Genomic DNA, 16,230 nt, shown 5'->3' on the forward strand with positions numbered 1-16,230 from the left:
GTGCCCGCGCCCAGGCTGGGAATTCAGCCCGCTCCCCGGATCCCTCGCAGATCCCCGCAATAGGCTCGATTCTCTCGGTTTCGGAAGGAGGGAGTCCCGGTGAGCGTGCCGCAGACTCTCCTCGCCGATCGCTACCGCCTCGTGCGAGTGATCGCCGGCGGCGGCATGGGCGTCGTGTGGGAGGGCTGGGACGAGCGGCTGCAGCGCCCCGTCGCCATCAAGGAACTGCGCACGGGTGCTGGTGTCACCGAGGACGAGGCCGAGGAGGCCAAGAACCGGGCGATGCGCGAGGCGCGCATCACGGCGCGGCTCCACCATCCGCACGCGGTGCCGGTGTTCGACGCCGTCGAGCACGAGGGCAAGCCGTGCCTCATCATGCAGTACCTGCCCTCGACTCCGTTGTCGGCGATCCTGCGCGAGCGTCTGCTCACGCCCCCGCAGGTCGCTCGGATCGGCGCCGAGATCGCGTCCGCGCTCGCCGCCGCTCACCGGCTCAAGATCGTCCACCGTGACGTGAAGCCCGGCAACGTCCTCATCGACGAGGAGGGCAGCGCCCACATCAGCGACTTCGGCATCTCGCACGCGCTGGGTGACGCGACGCTCACCCGCACCGGCATGGTCTACGGCACCCCCGCCTACCTCGCCCCCGAGGTCGCCCGCGGTAGCGACTCGACCTACGCCTCGGACGTCTTCTCGCTCGGCTCGACGCTGTACGCCGCCCTGGAGGGCCAGCCGCCCTTCGGGTCGGACCCGAACTCCATCGCCCTGCTCCACAAGGTCGCGACGGGACGCTTCCCGCCGCCCGCCAACGGCGGGCCGCTGACCCCGTTCCTGCTCGACATGCTGTCGCTCGACCCGAAGGAGCGGCCGTCGATGAAGGCGGTCGCGTCGCTGCTCGCCGGGCTGCAGAAGGGCCTCGGCTCCGAGAAGCCGACGCTGCCCATCCCACCCGTGCCCGATCCCGCCACCCGCGTCCGCTACGGCGGCGCGGTGGCAGGCGGGGGAGCTCCGGCGATGCCACCTGCGGCTGCAGGCGCAGCCGGAGCGGCGGCAGCAGCGGGAGCGGCGGCCGCCGGAGCCGGCGCTGCCGCAGCCGCGTCCGTGCCGACCGAACGGATGGCCGAGCCGACGGGTGCGAGAGTCGCCCCGGCGGAAACCCCGGAGGCGCAGGAACAACCGCGGTCGGACGCGACCGCCGGGCAGGAGCATCCGGAGGCGGAAGCGCCGGTAGCGCAGGAGCAGACGGCGACCGAATCGCCGACAGCGCCGGAACCCTCGACCGCAACGGCCGCGGAGGAGACGCCCACACCGAAGCCAGCCCCCGACGAGGCACAAGAGTCCCCAACCGCGCGGGGAACCGAGCCCGACGCGACCGCTTCGGGAACCGAGCACGACGCGACCGCCCCGGGAGCCGAGCCCGCCGCGACCGCGCCGGTGATCGCGCACGACCCAGCGGCGGCGGAAACCGAGGACGGCGCCGGCACCGAGACCGGTGCCGCGACCGAGCCGTGGACATCCGAGGGCGACACCCTCCCACCCACGGCCGCGATGACCGCGCCCGCCCCACGCAGCGAGCAGCCCGCCCCGGCGGCGCCGACCGGCACCGATGCTCCGACCGCCCGCGCTCCGCGTGCCGCTCCCGCCGCGTCGACTGCCCAGCCCGACACCCGGCGGCTGCCCGCGGCGCCGCCGCTTCCGCCCTCCCAGCCGACCGCCCCCACCGTCGTCCGACCTGGCGCCCCGGCTCCCGCCGCCGCGCCGCCCGGCGAGGACGAACCTCGACGAGGTCGCCGGCGCGCCCTTCTCGCGTTGCTGCTCGTCGCGGCCGCCGTGCTCGCGGCGCTCTTCCTCGTCCCCTCGCTGCTTCCCGGGGGTGGCGAGGACCCGCAGAGCGCGCCGGACGCCACCACCTCCGAGCCCAGCGACGCCGCGCCGTCGGAGTCCGAGTCCGACGAGGGCGGCGGGGGAGCGAGCGCCCAGCCGGAGCCGTCTCCCGAGACTTCGAGCGAGCAGCCCAGCGAACAGCCCAGCGAGCAGCCCGAGCCGCAACCCGCTCCCGAGGACCGCGGTCAGGCGACGACTCCCGAGGGCGCGGTCGCCGGCTACTACGCACTGCTGCCCGAGGACACCGACGGGGCATGGGAGCGACTGACGCCGAACTACCAGAGCGGCGAGCCGATCGACAAGGCGTACTTCGACGAGTTCTGGAGCCAGTTCAGCGACGTCACCGTGAGTGACGTCGCGGTCGTGTCCGGCACCGAGGTCGAGGCGACGGTCACCTACGTCTACAACGACGGATCGAGCGAGTCGGAGCGCCGCCGCTACGTGTTCGTCGAGCAGGACGGCATCCTCAAGATCGACCGGTCGATGACGCTCTGAGGCCAGCGCGCGACAATGGCCGGATGACCTCCGACGCCCCCTGTCCCTGCGGCAGCGGCACGCCGTACTCGGGGTGCTGCGGGCCGCTGCACGCCGGGGCGCCAGCGCCCACCGCGCTCGCGCTCATGCGGTCGCGGTTCAGCGCCTTCGCGCTCGCCGACGCCGCCTACCTCTCGCGCACGTGGCATCCGTCGACCCGCCCCGACCCGCTCGAGCTCGACGACGACGTCGTGTGGCGGCGCCTGCAGATCGTCGACACCACGGCGGGCGGCGAGGCCGACACTGACGGCGTCGTCGAGTTCCGTGCCTCGTACCGTTCTGCCAAGAGCGCCGGGCTGATGCACGAGCGCAGCCGCTTCACGCGGCACGAGGGCCGCTGGGTGTACGTCGACGGCGACCAGCTGAACGACGACCTGCCGCGTTGACGCGGCATCCAGCACGCGGTTCTACTCTCGGCGACGAGGAGGACGGATGCCCGAGCGACCCGATCCACGGCTGAGTGCGGCCCGCTACCGCGTCGACCGCGAGACGCCGGACCAGGCGGAGGACGAGGAGCAGCCGGCCGCCGGCCGGGCGACGCCGGAGCAGCGGGCCATGTACGTCGAGACGGTCGTCGCGCAGGCGATTCGCCGCGGCGACTTCGACGACCTGCCCGGCGCCGGCAAGCCGCTCGACGGGCTGGGCCGCCCGCACGATCCCGACTGGTGGATCCGCCGGAAGATCGAACGCGAGCAGCTGACCGGCCTCGGCCCGCCCGCCCTCACCCTGCGCACGGAGCACGCCGAGCTCGAGCAGCGCCTCGACGCCCTGGCCTCGGTGGCCGCAGTGCGCGAGTACCTCGAGGACTTCAACCGCCGCGTGATCGAGGCGCGCCGGCAGTTGCAGGGCGGTCCGCCCGTCGTGACGCCGACGCGCGACGTCGAGCTCGAGCTCCAGCATTGGCTCGAGCGACGCGACGCGCGGCGCCGTGAGCGCGAGGCCGAGCGCGAACGGGAGGCCGCGGAGTACGCGCAGCTCTCGTGGCGGGAGCGCCGTCGCCGACGCCGTCAGGAGCGACGCGGCTAGTCAGCGAGCCAGGAACTCCAGCGCCGCGATGCGGAAGTCGCGGGCGGTCGGGGCGTTGAAGTGGTTGCGCTCCGGGATCTCGTGGAACGAGCCCTGCGGGCACCCGGCGGCCAGCGCGCGCGACTTCTCGAGGATGCGGTCCTCGCTGCCGGTCGCGAAGAGCACGGGCTGCCGCGGCGGGTTCGCCGGGTCGGGCTGCGGCCCGCCGCGCATCCCTTCGACGAGGCTCACGAGCGCGGGCAGCTCGTTGCCCCGGATGCGGGACGCCATCGTCAGGTACGCCTGGGTCAGCGGATCCTGCACGGGCTCACCCGACTCGACGAACGCGCGGGCCTCGTCGACGCGGAAGCGGGTGAGCGGATCGCCGTCGGGGATCCCGCCGAGCACCGCCTTCGAGATCCGCTCGGGCAGATCGACGCACGCGTGCCAGCCGACGCGGGCGCCGAGCGAGTACCCGACGAACACGACCTCGTCGAGCAGGTAGGTGTCCATGACGGTGAGCACGTCCTGCACGAGCAGTTCCATCGAGTAGGCGCTCGGCTCGTCGGGCTTGTCGCTGCGGCCGTGCCCGCGCTGGTCGATCGCGACCACCCGGTAGCCGGCGCGTCCGAGTTCCCGCGTCCAGCCCGTGGCGTGCCAGTTGGCGATGCCGCTCGAGGCGAAGCCGTGCACGGCGAGCACGACGGGGGCGTCGGCCTCGCCGCCGAAGTCGTACGTCGCGAGCTTCAGCCCGTCGGGGGACATCACGGCCTGGGGCGGGGGAGAGCTCGGCACGAAGGACGGCATGTCCCCATCATGGCGAAAACGACAAGCTTTCCCCGGAAGGTCCTGCAGGATGCCTCAAGTTTGCACAGCCCGCAAGGGGTGCGAGAGTGGAAGGCATGAGTGCTGAGACCGAGACCCTCCCCCCGCAGATGCGACGCCGGGTGACGGGTCTCGCCATCGCCGCGGCCATCGGCGGCTTCCTCTTCGGTTTCGACTCCTCCGTCGTGAACGGTGCGGTCGACGCGATCGAGAGCGAGTTCTCGCTCGACCCCGCGCTGACCGGATTCGCGGTCGCCTCCGCCCTGCTGGGCTGCGCGGTCGGCGCCTACCTCGCCGGGTCGCTCGCCGACCGCATCGGGCGCATCAAGGTCATGCTCATCGGCGCCGCCCTGTTCTTCATCAGCGCGATCGGCTGCGCCGCCGCGTTCGCGGTCTGGGACCTCATCCTGTGGCGTCTCGTCGGCGGTCTCGGCATCGGCATCGCCTCGGTGATCGCCCCCGCGTACATCGCCGAGGTCGCGCCCAAGGGCGTCCGCGGCACGCTCGCCTCCCTCCAGCAGCTCGCCATCACGCTCGGCATCTTCGCCGCGCTGCTCAGCGACTTCTTCATCGACCAGGGCGCCGGCGGCGCGACCGAGCCGTTCTGGTTCGGCTGGGATGCCTGGCGCTGGATGTTCCTCGTCGGTGTCGTCCCCGCCGCCGTCTACGGCTACCTCGCGTGGCGCCTGCCCGAGTCGCCGCGGTACCTCGCGGCGGAGGGCCGCCAGGACGAGGCCCGCCAGGTGCTCGAGACGATCCAGCCGCCGGACACCGTGGAGACCACGCTCTCCGACATCCGCCGCGCCATCAAGGCCGACGAGCAGCAGAAGAAGGCCTCCGTGCGCGGACCGGCCTTCGGGCTGCAGCCGATCGTCTGGGTCGGCATCGCGATCGCGATCTTCCAGCAGTTCGTCGGGATCAACGTCATCTTCTACTACTCGACCTCGCTGTGGACGAGCGTCGGGTTCGAGAACAACGCCGCCCTCTTCTCCGTGATCACGGCGATCACCAACGTCGCCGTCACGTTCGTCGCGATCTGGCTCGTCGACAAGGTCGGCCGCAAGCCGCTGCTGCTCGCCGGCTCGATCGGCATGATGCTGTCCCTCGCCGCGATCGCCGTCTCGTTCAGCCAGGCGACGGTCGACGGCGACGCGCTCAGCCTCCCGCAGCCCTGGGGCGCCATCGCCCTCGTCGGCGCGAACCTGTTCGTGGTCTCGTTCGGCGCGACCTGGGGCCCGATCATGTGGGTGCTGCTCGGCGAGATGTTCCCGAACCGCATCCGCGCCGCGGCGCTCGGCATCGGCTCGGCCGTCAACTGGATCGCCAACTTCGTGGTGACCGTGACGTTCCCGATCCTCAGCGACTTCTCGCTGCCGTTCACCTACGGCCTGTACGCGTTCTTCGCGCTGCTCTCGCTCGTCTTCACCTTCTTCTTCGTGCGGGAGACGAAGGGGCGGGCGCTCGAGGAGATGGACACCGAGAGCGAGCGCCCCGCTCGGCGCCGCTGACGCCTTCCGCTAGCGGCCGAGCGCGAACGCGACGACCTCGCCAAGGTCGCGCAGCACCGCGTCGGGGGTGACCGGGGGAGCGCTGCCGCCCTCCGCGGCGCGCACCGCGTCGAGGAAGCCGGGGAGCGCGGATGACTCGGCCGGGGCATCCGGTCGCAGCAGCACCGCGACGGCTCCGGCGGCGAGCGCGCCCGCGACGTCGTGGTCGAGCCGGTCGCCGACGTGCACGTGGCGGTCGGCGCCCGCGCGGGCCGCCGCGAACATCGCGGCATCCGGCTTGACGGCACCGACGTCGTCGCAGGCGACGAGCGCGTCGACGGCGGGGAGCAGCCCCGCAGCCTCGAGCACCGGTTGCTGGAACTCCCGGCGCCCGTTCGTCAGCACGACGACGCGCGCCCCTGCCGCCCTGAGCGCGGCGAGGGAGCGGTGGGTGTCGTGGTGCACCAGGCGGACGCCCCGCTCCGCTATCGCCTGCTTCAGCGGGGTCACGAGGTCGCCGTCGAAGCGGTGGCCGCGCCTGGTCGCCTCCCGTCTGGCGAGCTCGGCCCAGTCGTAGGCCGCGAGCTCGCCCGCCCGCAGCAGCCGCTCGTGCTCCGCCAGGACCGCGGCCCAGGCGTCGTCGCCCCAGCCCGCCGCGACCGAGCGGAACGCCACGCCAGCCGGACTCCGCACGAGCGTGCCGTCGAGGTCGAAGCTCACCGTGAGGCCGGCCGCGGGAAGGGTCACGCCTCAGTCCAGCACGTCGGCCGGGCCGTCGGCGGCGCGTTCTAGGCTGAGGGCATGACGGGGGAGTCGCAGCAGGAGCAGCGGATGACGCCGCTCGGTCAGCATTCAGCACCGCAGCGCGTGATCGCGCACCTCAGCGACCCGCACCTGCTCGCGGGCGGCCGGGGGCTGCACGGCGTCGACAGCGAGGGCGTGCTGCGGCGCGCGCTGGCCCAGCTCGAGGCATCCCGCCTGCCCATCTCGGCGCTCGTCTTCACGGGGGACCTCACCGATCTCGGCGAGCCGGAGGCCTACGAGACGCTCCGTGCGATCGTCGAGCCCACCGCCGAGCGGCTCGGCGCGCAGATCGTCTGGGTGATGGGCAACCACGACGAGCGCCCGGCCTTCGCGGATGCGTTCTTCGGCGGCGAGGCCGGCGACCGCGCGCAGGACCGCGTCTACGACGTCGACGGGCTGCGCATCGTCGCCCTCGACTCGACCGTCACGGGCTACCACCACGGCGGGCTCGACCCCGAGCAGCTCGACTGGCTGCGGGGCGTGCTCGACGAGCCCGCGCCGCTCGGCACGATCGTCGCCCTGCATCATCCGCCGCTGCCGAGCCTCGTCGAGCTCATGAACGTGCTCGAGCTGCGCGACCAGCATCAGCTGGCCGACGTTCTCGCGGGCACCGACGTCCGCGCCGTGCTCGCGGGGCACCTCCACCACGGCGTGACGGGCCAGTTCGCCGGGGTTCCCGTGTCCGTCGCGGCGTCTAGCTGCTACACGATCGACGCCGGTGCGCCGCGTCCGTCGCTCGCCGGCCTCGACGGCGGACAGACGATGAACCTCGTCGCGGTCTACCCGTACACCGTCACCCACACGACGGTGCCGATCGGGTCCTTCCCCGTCGTCGCCGGCTTCGAGGCGGCGTTCGCCGAGGAGCTCGCGGCCCTCGACGACGCGGGCCGGCTGGAGCGCTTCTCCCGCAAGCGCTGACCGGGTCCGGCGCCGGCCGGGTCGGCAGGGCGCGTCCGCGGTGCGGCCTCAGGCCGAACCGCTCCACGGCGCGGGCGACAGGATCCAGCACACCTCGGCGGGCGCGTCGTCCTCGACCTGCCACGTGTGCGGCGTCCGGCCGGGGAACGTCAGCGCGTCTCCCGCGGCGACCCGCACCGCGCGGTCGGCGAAGCGCACCGTGAGCGCGCCCGAGAGCACGTGCAGCACCTCGACGTCGCAGTTCATCGTGTAGAGGTCGCCGCCCCCATGCGCGCCCGGTTCGAGCGTCGAGCGCAGCAGCTGCACCCGTGACTCGCCCCGCGGCGACATGAGCCGCTCGGTCACCCCGGTGCCGCCGAAGTTGACCAGCGGCGCCTCCTCCCGAGTGACCAGCTGGATCTCCGGCTCCGCGAAGAGGGCGCCGACGGGCAGCGACAGCACCTGGCACAGCTGCACGAGCGTCGCGACGCTCGGCGAGGTGTCGTCGCGCTCGACGCGGCTGAGGAAGCCCTTGCTCAGCCCGGTCGACTCGGCGATCTGCGCGAGCGTCAGGCCCTGAGCCATCCGGGTGCTGCGCAGCTTGGCACCGATCGAGAGCTCGACGGTGCCGGCGGCGGGAGCGGTCGGGCGCACGGTCCTCCTTGACGACGGCGGGGCGCGGCAATACAGTTGCCGCAAGTTTCCTGAATAGTAACGGAAGTTGTCAAATATGCAACACGAGCCGGGTCTGCCGAGGGTGATGGGCACGGAAGGGACCGTGGGTCCCGTCGACGCGAGCGTCGTGCCGCGCTTCGCGGGCATCGCGACGTTCGCGCGCCTGCCGCGGCTCGACGAGGTCGGGCGGGCCGACGTCGCCGTCGTCGGCGTTCCCTTCGACTCGGGGGTCAGCTACCGACCGGGTGCCCGCTTCGGTCCGGCCCACGTCCGCGAGGCCTCACGCCTGCTGCGCCCCTACAACCCCGCGCAGGACGTCTTCCCCTTCGGCGACCAGCAGGTCGCGGACGCCGGCGACATCGCCGTCAACCCGTTCGACATCGGCGAGGCGGTCCGGCAGGTCGAGGAGGGCGCCCGCGCCCTCGCCGGCAGCGCGGACCGGCTGCTCGCGATCGGTGGCGACCACACGATCGCGCTGCCCCTGCTGCGGGCGGTGCACGCGAAGCACGGGCCCGTCGCGGTGCTGCACTTCGACGCCCACCTCGACACGTGGGACACCTACTTCGGCGCCCCGACGACGCACGGCACCCCCTTCCGGCGGGCGTCGGAGGAGGGCCTCATCGACCTCACGGCGAGCATGCACGTCGGCATCCGCGGTCCGCTCTACGACAAGGGCGACCTCGAGGACGACGCGCGCCTCGGCTTCGCGATCGTGACGAGCGAGTACCTCGAGGAGCACGGCGTCGGCGCCGCGATCGAGCGGGTGCTCGCCCGCATTGGCGACGCTCCGCTCTACATCTCCATCGACATCGACGTGCTCGACCCCGCGCACGCCCCCGGCACCGGCACCCCGGAGGCGGGCGGCCTGACGAGTCGCGAGCTGCTCCGGATTCTGCGGGCGCTCGCCGACCGCCGGATCGTCGGCGCGGACATCGTGGAGGTCGCCCCCGCCTACGACCACGCGCAGCTCACCGCCGTCGCCGCGAGCCACGTGGCGTACGAGCTGCTGAGCGCGATGTCGCCCGCGCACCGCGGCCGCGACGAGGCCTGACCCCCGATCGGATGCAGGCGAAGGAGCCGAGCATGACCCAGACCGAACCCACCCGCGACGCCGTGCTCGCGGCCGCGGACGAGATCGTCGAGGCCTTCGCCGCGACCGACGACGCCCGATACTTCGCGGCGTTCGCGCCCGACGCGACCTTCCTCTTCCACACGGAGGCTGAGCGGCTCGACGACCGCGCCGCCTACGAGCACCTCTGGCAGGAGTGGACCGACTCCGGCTGGCGCGTCCTCTCCTGCGAGTCGAGCGACCGCCTCGTGCAGACCTTCCCCGGCGGGGCGGTATTCACCCACACGGTCGACACCACCGTCGACACCGGCGAGGAGCGGGAGTCTTACCGCGAGCGGGAGACCATCGTCTTCCGCGTCCCCGCCGAGACGGATGCCACCGGCACGGGCCTCCTGGCCGTGCACGAGCACCTCTCGCCCCTGCCCGAGTCATCCGACGTCCCCGCGTCCTGATCGCCCTCAGCACCCGCAAGGAGAAAACAGCAATGTCGCTCTACTCCCGTCTCTCCGACTACCTGGAGGAGCACTCCGACGACGCCGGCCCCGTGCGCGGCTCGTTCTCGCTCCCGCGCATCGGGATGATCTGGCTCGCCGCGAACCTCGTGGTCACGACGCTGCTCACGGGCACCCTGTTCGTGCCCGGCGTGGAGTACGGCCTCGTCGTCGTGCTCATCGTGCTCGGCACGGTGATCGGCGCCGCCGCGCTCGTGACCATCGGCAACATCGGCACGCGCACCGGGCTGCCGACGATGGCGCTCACGCGCGGCCCGTTCGGCACGCGCGGCAGCCTGCTGCCCGTGGCGGCCAACGTGATCATCCTCATGGGCTGGAGCTGGGTGCAGGCGATGCTCGCCGGCATCGCGCTCGACTTCCTCGTGCAGTCGCTGACGGGCTTCTCGAACCCCGTACTGTTCGCGCTGGTCTGCCAGACGCTGGTCGTGATCCTCGCGATCTTCGGGCACACCGGCATCGCGAAGGTCGAGCCGTGGCTGGCCGTGCTGATCCTCGCGATCGTCGCGTACATCTTCGTCATCGCGTTCACGACGTTCTCGCCCGCCGAGTTCGCCGCCATCCCCGCCGACCCGTCGCTCGGCTACACGCCGATCCTCGTGCTCGACGTCGTGATCGCGACGGCGATCTCGTGGACCGTGCTCTCGGCCGACTTCAACCGGTTCGCGGCGACGAGCCGCGCCGGCGTCATCGGCTCGGGCGTCGGCTACACGCTCTCGACCGTGATCTCGATGATCGTGGGCGCGACGGCGATCGGGTTCGTCGTGCTCTCCGGCGGAGAGGCGATCCCGTTCGACCCGGTGACGATCGTCACGCCGTTCGGCGCCCCGCTCGCGCTCGTCATCTTCCTCTCGGTGATGGCGACCAACACGATGGTCGTCTACGGCATGGTCACGACGGTCGTCAACGCGGTGCCCGGCGGCAAGAAGCTGCGCTTCCTGCCGACCGCGCTCGTCGTCGGCGTCATCTCGATCATCGGCGCGTCGTGGTTCGGGCTGCTGGAGCAGTTCACGACGTTCCTCGTCACGATCGGTGCTCTCTTCGCCCCGGTCTTCGCGATCATGATCGCGGACTACTACATCGTGAAGCGCGGGACCTACACGAAGGACATCCTCCGCCAGCGCGACGGGCGGTACTGGTACTCCGGCGGCGTCAACTGGGTCGCCGTCATCGTCTGGGTGATCGGGGCCGTCACCGCGTACGCCTTCACCTACCTGCTGCCGACGCCGATCGGCGCCACGATCCCCGCGTTCGTGCTGACGTTCGTGCTGTACCTCGCGGTGTCGCTGCCGTCCCGCTCGAAGACCCCGGCCGAGCGCAGCGTGCACCTGACGGAGGCGACCGCGCGGGACGGCGCGCGTGCGTGACCTCAGTCACCCGCTGAGCACGGGGATGCAGGTCTACCCGGGGGACCCCGGCGTCGACCTCCACCCCGCGCTCGACCTCGACAGCGACGGCGCAGCGGTGACCGCGGTCAACATCGGATCGCATTCGGGAACCCACATCGACGCGCCCTCGCACACCGTCGCGGGTGGCCGGGGCATGGAGGACGTGCGCCTCGACGAGCTCGTGGGCGACGCCCTCGTCCTCCGGGTCGAGGGGCTCGGGACGGCGCGACCGTCGGGCTCGGCGACCTCGCCGAGCTGCCGGACCGGGTGCCGCCCATCGTCGTGTTCGACCTCGGCTGGGCCCGGTACTTCGGCGGGGAGCGGGCGGTGCGGCATCCGGCGCTCGCCGCGGAGGTGGCCGAGCTGCTGATCGCCCGGGGAATGCGGGTTCTCGCGGTCGACACCCTGAGCCCCGACCCGACGGATGCCGCCGGCACGAGCGACTTCCCCGTGCACCAGATCGTGCTGGGCGCCGACGCGCTCATCGTCGAGAACCTCACGAACCTCGAGGGGCTGCCCGAGCGCGTGCGCATCGGCTTCTTCCCGCTCCGGCTGCCGGGCGACGGCGCCCCGGTGCGCGCGGTCGCCTTCGACTGATCGATCTCGCAGTCGCGTCGCCGGCGCCGGCTCGACGAAGCAGCACGGCGGCCGGTGGTTCCCGGCCGCCATGCCGCGCGTTCTCGACCGAGCAAGCCACCCGTCGTTCCCGCCGCCGGCCGCGTCGCTCGATCGGCGGCGCCTGCGCGTGCGCGACCATAGTCGCGTGGAACTGGAGCGGGCCGTCGACGCCTTCCTCGAGCACTTCGAGCTCGAGCGCGGTGTCAGTGCCAACACCCTGCGCTCCTACCGCACCGACCTCGCCGGACTGGTCGCGTTCGCCGAGTCGCAGGGCGTGACGGATGTCGCGGGCCTCGGCCTCGAGCTGCTGCGCGACTGGCTCTGGCACGCCTCGCAGGCGGGGGCGGCGAAGGCGACGCTCGCCCGCCGGTCGTCCTCGGCGCGCGCGTTCACCGCGTGGCTCGCGCGGGAAGGGATCGCCCCCGACAGCGGCGCCCGGCTGCGGGCGCCCAAGTCCGACTCGCACCTGCCGCGCGTGCTCACGCGCGGTCAGATGGACGACCTGCTGGTGCGGCTCGAGCAGCGGGCCGACGCGGGGGAGGCCGGCGCGCTGCGCGACCTCGCCGTCGTCGAACTGCTCTACGCGAGCGCACTCCGGGTGAGCGAGTTGGTGGGCCTCGATCTCGAGGGGCTCGACCTGGAACGTCTGACGGTCCGCGTGCGCGGCAAGGGCGACAAGGAGCGGATCGTCCCGTTCGGCGTGCCCGCCGCCCGCGCGCTCGCCAAGTACCTCGAGTACGGCCGGCCGGTGCTCCAGGCGCGTGCGCCCGACGGCGCGGCCGGGTCCACCGGTGGAGCGGGCCCCGACTCCCGCGCGCTCTTCCTCGGAGCCACCGGCCGCCGACTCGGCTCCCGCGCCGTCTACTCGCTCGTCAGCTCCCTGCTCTCGACGCTGCCCGGCGGGGGACCCGCGGGCCCGCACACCCTCAGGCACAGCGCCGCGACCCACCTCCTCGACGGGGGCGCCGACCTCCGCAGCGTGCAGGAGCTGCTCGGCCACGCGAGCCTCGGCACTACGCAGATCTACACCCACGTCTCGGCGGAGCGGCTGCGCGAGAGCTACCGCACCGCCCACCCCCGCGCCTAGCTCGCGCGTGGGCAGGAGCACCGCCGGCGGCACGTCGCCGAGGAACAGCATCGGCGAGACGTACTCGCCGTCGATCCTGGCGCCGAGGTGGAGACAACCGTCGGGGCAGTGACCCGGTTCGAGCACCCCGACGACCTGCCCGCGAGTGACGGCGTCGCCGCGCGCCAGTTCCGAGCGCACGGGCTCGAGGCTCGAGAGCAGCCCGCCGCCGTGATCGATCGACAGCACCGGCCGGTCGACCACGACCCCCGCGAACCAGATCACGCCGTCCGCGGGGGCGAGCACCTGCACCTCCGGCGCCGCGACGAGATCGACGCCGCGATGGCCCGCCGCGTAGGGCGTCGGCGGCGCCTCGAAGGCACGCGCCACGGAGTGCGGGGGAGGCGTCGGCCACGTCCAGGGCGGCTCCACCGAGGCCGCCGACCGGGTCGACGACCCGGCAGCGGAGACCGCTCCCGGCGGAAGGGTGAGGAGAAGCACGGCGAGAAGCGCGGCGCGGACGAGCACGACGCCAGCATCCGCCGCGGGAGGCGCACGAGGGGAGGGCGGTGCGCGGTCGGTGCAGAGCCGGGGACCAGGGACGGCGGGGGAGGACGGGTGGTAGCATGAGCACGCACCTCGACATCGGGGTGACTACGCGCGCCCACTCGGGCACCACCCCCATCGGTCCTCCGCCGCAGTGCGAGGGGCGGGAGTGCGCCCGGGCGCCAGGAGGAGCGGCACCCGCCGCGACCTGACAAACCGGAAGAACGTGCACGTCCGCGTGCACAGAGAAGGAGAACGGCTCATGGCCGTCGTCACCATTCGCCAGCTGCTCGACAGCGGCGTCCACTTCGGGCACCAGACCCGTCGCTGGAACCCCAAGATGAAGCGATTCATCTTCACGGAGCGTTCCGGCATCTACATCATCGACCTGCAGCAGTCGCTCGCCTACATCGACAAGGCGTACGACTTCGTCAAGGAGACGGTCGCCCACGGCGGCACCATCCTCTTCGTCGGCACGAAGAAGCAGGCCCAGGAGACCATCGCCGAGCAGGCGACCCGCGTCAACCAGCCCTACGTGAACCAGCGCTGGCTCGGCGGTCTGCTCACCAACTTCACGACCGTCTCGAAGCGCCTCGCCCGCATGAAGGAGCTCGAGGAGATCGACTTCGACGACACGACGCAGGGCTTCACCAAGAAGGAGCTCCTCCTCAAGCGTCGCGAGCTCGACAAGCTGCACAAGACGCTCGGCGGTATCCGCAACCTCTCGAAGACGCCGTCGGCGCTCTGGGTCGTGGACACCAAGAAGGAGCACCTCGCCATCGACGAGGCCCGCAAGCTCGGGATCCCCGTCATCGGCATCCTCGACACCAACTGCGACCCCGACGAGGTCAACTACCCGATCCCGGGTAACGACGACGCGATCCGCTCGGTCGCGCTGCTCACCCGCATCGTCGCCGACGCGGCGGCCGAGGGCCTGATCCAGCGCCACCAGAAGCCGGAGGAGGGCGCCGAGCCCGCCGAGCCGCTGGCCGAGTGGGAGCGCGAGCTGCTCGAGTCGGGCAACGCGTCGACCCCCGCCACCGAGGAGCGCGCGCCGATCGAGGAGAACAACGCCGACGCCGTCGCCGCCGAGAACCTCGAGTCGGGCGACGCGGACGTGACCCCGCAGCACCAGCCGGAGAGCCAGGCCGACGTCGAGGCCAAGATCGAGTCCACCTCGACCGAGGACGAGAAGACGCCCGCCGGCAAGAAGACCGCGAGCAAGTAAGGAATCACCAGATGGCCAACTTCACCGCCGCTGACGTCAAGACCCTGCGTGACCGCCTCGGTGCGGGCATGCTCGACAGCAAGAACGCGCTCGTCGAGGCCGACGGCGACATCGACAAGGCGATCGAGATCCTCCGGGTCAAGGGCCTGAAGGGCGTCGCCAAGCGCGAGGGTCGTACGACCACCGCCGGTCTCGTCGCCGCCAAGGCCGAGGCCGGATCCGCCACGCTCATCGAGCTCGCGAGCGAGACCGACTTCGTCGCCAAGAACGACAAGTTCGTCGCCCTCGCCGACCGCGTGCTGGAGGCCGTCGCGGCCGCCGGTGCCGCGGACGTCGAGGCCGGCAACGCCGCGACCGTCGGGTCGCAGACCGTCGCCGAGCTGATCAACGACGAGGCCGCTCTTCTCGGTGAGAAGGTCGAGCTGCGTCGCGTCGCCCGCGTCGAGGGCGACGAGTTCGCGATCTACCTGCACAAGACCTCGAAGGACCTGCCCCCGCAGGTCGGCGTGGTCGTGGCCTACTCCGGCGGCGACGCCGAGACGGCCCGCAGCATCGCGCAGCACATCGCGTTCGCCGACCCGAAGTACCTCTCGCGCGACGAGGTGCCCGCGGCCGACGTCGAGAAGGAGCGCGAGATCGTCACCGAGACCGCGAAGAACGAGGGCAAGCCGGAGGCCGCGCTGCCCAAGATCATCGAGGGTCGCCTGACGGGCTTCTTCAAGGAGATCGCCCTTCTCGAGCAGCCCTACGCGAAGGACTCCAAGCAGTCCGTGCAGAAGGTGCTCCAGGACGCCGGTCAGACCGTGTCGGGCTTCGCCCGCATCAAGGTCGGCGCGTAACGACCGAATGGAAGGGGTCCGGGATTCTCCCGGGCCCCTTTCTTCTGCCCGGGGGATGACCCGGGCGACTGCCCCATAATCAGGACGACGACCCACATGAGGAGCGCGATGACCGGGAACCGCAAGCGACGGGTGCTGTTGAAGCTGTCGGGTGAGGCGTTCGGAGGTGGCGCGCTCGGGGTGAACCCCGACGTCGTCAGCCGGATCGCCCGCGACATCGCGGCCGCGACCGAGGACGCCGAGATCGCCGTCGTCGTCGGCGGCGGCAACTTCTTCCGCGGCGCCGAGCTCAGCCAGCGCGGCATGGACCGCGGGCGCGCCGACTACATGGGCATGCTCGGCACCGTCATGAACTCCCTCGCCCTGCAGGACTTCCTCGAGCAGGCGGGCGCAGCCACGCGCGTGCAGTCGGCGATCGCGATGACGCAGGTCGCCGAGCCCTACATCCCGCGCCGTGCCGAGCGCCACCTCGAGAAGGGCCGCGTCGTCATCTTCGGCGCGGGCGCCGGGCTCCCGTACTTCTCGACCGACACCGTCTCCGCGCAGCGCGCGCTGGAGATCGGCGCCGACGTCGTGCTCGTCGCGAAGAATGCGGTCGACGGCGTGTACTCGGCCGACCCCCGGGTCGACCCGGACGCGCACAAGATCGACGAGATCACCTACCAGGAGGCCCTCGTCAAGGGACTCAAGGTCGTCGACTCCACCGCCTTCAGCCTCTGCATGGACAACGACATGGAGATGGTCGTCTTCGGCATGGACGGGCCCGGCAACATCACGGCCGCCATCCGGGGCGAGCGGATCGGCACCCGGGTCTTCAACTGAGGCCCGCACCCTAGACTTCAGAAGAGACGTAAGG

At 72.1% G+C, this 16,230-nt stretch carries 17 protein-coding genes and 1 pseudogene; 14 read left to right on the forward strand and 4 right to left on the reverse strand.

All coding sequences use genetic code 11. The features are described 5' to 3' along the window. Positions 1-99 precede the first annotated feature (99 nt). Genes JUB10_RS14850 through JUB10_RS06615 form a run of 3 tightly spaced genes read left to right on the forward strand, consistent with a single transcriptional unit; the run spans position 100 to position 3,444 of the window. Positions 100-2,379: a serine/threonine-protein kinase gene (locus JUB10_RS14850; RefSeq protein WP_207454863.1), complete on the forward strand. Its 2,280-nt coding sequence runs from the start codon at positions 100-102 to the stop codon at positions 2,377-2,379. A gap of 23 nt (positions 2,380-2,402) precedes the next feature. Next, positions 2,403-2,804 carry a YchJ family protein gene (locus JUB10_RS06610; protein WP_207454864.1) on the forward strand — a complete coding sequence of 134 codons (402 nt, stop codon included), beginning with the start codon at positions 2,403-2,405 and terminating at the stop codon, positions 2,802-2,804. A 46-nt stretch (positions 2,805-2,850) separates the two neighbouring features. After that, complete coding sequence (locus JUB10_RS06615) at positions 2,851-3,444, forward strand: DnaJ family domain-containing protein (protein ID WP_207454865.1); 594 nt, start codon at positions 2,851-2,853, stop codon at positions 3,442-3,444. On the opposite strand, the gene JUB10_RS06620 is transcribed toward JUB10_RS06615, so the two are convergent. Beyond that, positions 3,445-4,230: an alpha/beta fold hydrolase gene (locus JUB10_RS06620; RefSeq protein ID WP_207454866.1), complete on the reverse strand. Its 786-nt coding sequence runs from the start codon at positions 4,228-4,230 to the stop codon at positions 3,445-3,447. A gap of 95 nt (positions 4,231-4,325) precedes the next feature. On the opposite strand from JUB10_RS06620, the gene JUB10_RS06625 reads away from it, so the two are divergent. Continuing rightward, positions 4,326-5,756 (forward strand): sugar porter family MFS transporter, encoded by a 1,431-nt coding sequence (locus JUB10_RS06625; protein ID WP_242682175.1) that lies wholly within the window; start codon positions 4,326-4,328, stop codon positions 5,754-5,756. Between the two features lie 9 nt (positions 5,757-5,765). On the opposite strand, the gene JUB10_RS06630 is transcribed toward JUB10_RS06625, so the two are convergent. Then, positions 5,766-6,482 (reverse strand): HAD family hydrolase, encoded by a 717-nt coding sequence (locus JUB10_RS06630; RefSeq protein ID WP_207454867.1) that lies wholly within the window; start codon positions 6,480-6,482, stop codon positions 5,766-5,768. A 54-nt stretch (positions 6,483-6,536) separates the two neighbouring features. On the opposite strand from JUB10_RS06630, the gene JUB10_RS06635 reads away from it, so the two are divergent. After that, entirely contained in the window at positions 6,537-7,457 is a 921-nt protein-coding gene (locus JUB10_RS06635) for a phosphodiesterase (protein ID WP_242682176.1), read from the forward strand. Between the two features lie 48 nt (positions 7,458-7,505). Here JUB10_RS06635 and JUB10_RS06640 read toward each other — a convergent pair whose 3' ends face one another. Continuing rightward, positions 7,506-8,090: a helix-turn-helix domain-containing protein gene (locus JUB10_RS06640; RefSeq protein WP_307859123.1), complete on the reverse strand. Its 585-nt coding sequence runs from the start codon at positions 8,088-8,090 to the stop codon at positions 7,506-7,508. Between the two features lie 106 nt (positions 8,091-8,196). Here JUB10_RS06640 and speB point away from each other — a divergent pair, with 106 nt between their 5' ends. From speB to JUB10_RS06665, 6 genes are all read left to right on the forward strand, one after another. Then, on the forward strand, positions 8,197-9,162 hold the full coding sequence (speB, locus tag JUB10_RS06645; RefSeq protein ID WP_207454869.1) for an agmatinase: 966 nt from the start codon (positions 8,197-8,199) through the stop codon (positions 9,160-9,162). A gap of 32 nt (positions 9,163-9,194) precedes the next feature. Continuing rightward, positions 9,195-9,632, forward strand: a complete 438-nt coding sequence (locus JUB10_RS06650; RefSeq protein WP_207454870.1) for a nuclear transport factor 2 family protein — start codon at positions 9,195-9,197, stop codon at positions 9,630-9,632. 32 nt (positions 9,633-9,664) lie between these two features. Further along, on the forward strand, positions 9,665-11,056 hold the full coding sequence (locus tag JUB10_RS06655) for a purine-cytosine permease family protein (RefSeq protein ID WP_207454871.1): 1,392 nt from the start codon (positions 9,665-9,667) through the stop codon (positions 11,054-11,056). Positions 11,057-11,081: 25 nt separating this feature from the next. Next, on the forward strand, positions 11,082-11,447 hold the full coding sequence (locus JUB10_RS14855) for a cyclase family protein (protein ID WP_278250335.1): 366 nt from the start codon (positions 11,082-11,084) through the stop codon (positions 11,445-11,447). After that, on the forward strand, positions 11,345-11,674 hold the full coding sequence (locus tag JUB10_RS14860) for a cyclase family protein (protein WP_307859124.1): 330 nt from the start codon (positions 11,345-11,347) through the stop codon (positions 11,672-11,674). The genes JUB10_RS14855 and JUB10_RS14860 overlap by 103 nt, the downstream gene beginning before the upstream one ends. A 166-nt stretch (positions 11,675-11,840) precedes the next feature. Continuing rightward, positions 11,841-12,782: a tyrosine recombinase XerC gene (locus tag JUB10_RS06665; protein ID WP_307859125.1), complete on the forward strand. Its 942-nt coding sequence runs from the start codon at positions 11,841-11,843 to the stop codon at positions 12,780-12,782. Positions 12,783-12,845: 63 nt separating this feature from the next. Here JUB10_RS06665 and JUB10_RS15025 read toward each other — a convergent pair. Next, positions 12,846-13,289 (reverse strand): annotated as a pseudogene (locus JUB10_RS15025) (M23 family metallopeptidase); the annotation flags it as partial. A gap of 280 nt (positions 13,290-13,569) precedes the next feature. Here JUB10_RS15025 and rpsB point away from each other — a divergent pair. The 3 genes from rpsB (at position 13,570) to pyrH (ending at position 16,196) form a co-directional block, all read left to right on the forward strand. Beyond that, positions 13,570-14,535: a 30S ribosomal protein S2 gene (gene rpsB / locus JUB10_RS06675; RefSeq protein WP_207454873.1), complete on the forward strand. Its 966-nt coding sequence runs from the start codon at positions 13,570-13,572 to the stop codon at positions 14,533-14,535. An 11-nt stretch (positions 14,536-14,546) separates the two neighbouring features. Continuing rightward, on the forward strand, positions 14,547-15,374 hold the full coding sequence (tsf, locus tag JUB10_RS06680; RefSeq protein ID WP_207454874.1) for a translation elongation factor Ts: 828 nt from the start codon (positions 14,547-14,549) through the stop codon (positions 15,372-15,374). Positions 15,375-15,482: 108 nt separating this feature from the next. After that, positions 15,483-16,196: a UMP kinase gene (gene pyrH / locus JUB10_RS06685; protein ID WP_207454875.1), complete on the forward strand. Its 714-nt coding sequence runs from the start codon at positions 15,483-15,485 to the stop codon at positions 16,194-16,196. The last annotated feature ends 34 nt before the right edge of the window (positions 16,197-16,230 follow it).

Origin of the sequence: Desertivibrio insolitus, assembly GCF_017355965.1 — a bacterium.
Taxonomy (GTDB): Bacteria; Actinomycetota; Actinomycetes; order Actinomycetales; family Microbacteriaceae; genus JAFIQW01.